Raw genomic sequence first — 1,704 nt, 5'->3', positions numbered from 1 at the left:
GCCGTCATAGATATTAGAGGTTTCCCGGTAGGGGGAATCGGTTCCCGAAACATCGTGGTGGTCCCGTCCCAAGACTATCGTTCCAATTTCCCCTTTTGCAATAGCGTCATTAAAGGCTTTTGCAATTTCCATGCGGCCTTCGGCATCGGCATAAAGGATGCGTGCCTGGCTTCCCACTACCAGTTTGTTCTCTCTCGCACCTTGTATCCATTTTATATTGTCCTGCATTTGTTGCTGAATTTCTTCAGGAGAATTTTCTTTAAGGCGTTGCAACACCTCTGTGGCGATCTTGTCTGTTTTGTCGAGATCTTCCTGTTTCCCGGAAGCACACACCCAGCGGAAAGGTCCAAATCCGTAATCAAAACACATAGGTCCCATAATGTCCTGCACATAACTGGGGTAAGCAAAATTTTCTTTGTCTTTTGCTTTTTCGGCGGTCACGAAATTGCCCTGTTCATCCCTGAATATTTTAGCACCCGCTCTGGAAGCTTCCAGTAAAAAGGCATTTCCGTAGTCAAAGAAATACGTTCCCTTTTGAGTATGGCGGTTGATCGCTTCGGTTTGTCTGCGAAGGCTTTCTTGCACCTTCTGTCTAAAGGCTTCAGGGTCATTTGCCATCAACTCATTCGACTCTTCAAAAGAAAGCCCCACAGGATAATACCCTCCCGCCCAGGGATTGTGCAGGGAAGTCTGGTCGCTTCCAAGATCAATATGAAGATCCTGCTTATCGAATTCTTCCCATACCTCGACCACGTTCCCCTGGTAGGCAAAGGAAATGGTCTTTTTCCCTGCTTTGGCTTGTTTTACTTTTTTGACAAGTTCCGTGATATCGGTAACCACTTCGTCTACCCACCCCTGGGAGTGACGGGTTTCTACAGCTTTTGGATTTACCTCGGCACACACCGTGATGCAGCCGGCTATGTTCCCGGCCTTTGGTTGCGCCCCACTCATACCTCCAAGCCCTGAAGTGACAAAAAGAGAGCCTTCTCCTAATTGCTCTCCCGTTGGTAAACTGAACTTTTCAGCGATCTTTCTCAGGGCGTTAAGCACGGTGATGGTGGTGCCGTGAACAATTCCCTGCGGCCCTATATACATATAGCTTCCCGCAGTCATTTGTCCGTACTGGGTGACCCCAAGTGCATTGAACTTCTCCCAGTCATCGGGTTTGGAGTAGTTGGGGATCATCATTCCGTTAGTGACCACCACTCTTGGCGCATCGGGATGAGAAGGAAATAGCCCCATCGGGTGCCCGGAATACACCGCCAGCGTCTGGTCATTATCCATTTCAGCGAGGTATTTCATTACCAACCGGTACTGGGCCCAGTTCTGAAAAACGGCCCCGTTCCCCCCGTAAGTGATCAATTCATGCGGATGCTGTGCCACCTTCGGGTCCAGGTTGTTCTGGATCATGAGCATAATGGCTTTGGCCTGCTCACACTTTCCGGGATAATCTTCTATTGACCTCGCATACATTTCATAATCGGGGCGCAGCCGGTACATATAGATCCTTCCGTAGGTGTCCAGTTCCTTGCGAAATTCAGGCAGCAATTCTGCGTGGTGCTTCGGCTCAAAATACCTCAGGGCATTGCGCAGGGCGAGTTTTTTTTCTTCAGGATTTAAGATCTCCTTGCGTTTTGGAGCATGATTAGCATTAGGATCATAATTCTTTGCTGCAGGCAGCGTATCGGGGATTCCTTCTAAAAT

At 48.8% G+C, this 1,704-nt stretch carries 1 protein-coding gene; it reads right to left on the bottom strand.

The features are described from left to right. On the bottom strand, nt 1-1,704 hold a 1,704-nt coding region (locus tag ACFSTG_RS15120), incomplete at both ends, for a urocanate hydratase (protein ID WP_380755146.1).

Source organism: Salinimicrobium flavum (assembly GCF_042684505.1).
GTDB lineage: Bacteria > Bacteroidota > Bacteroidia > Flavobacteriales > Flavobacteriaceae > Salinimicrobium > Salinimicrobium flavum.
Note: the sequence above shows the minus strand (reverse complement) of the source record. Positions and strands in the feature narration are given on the sequence as shown.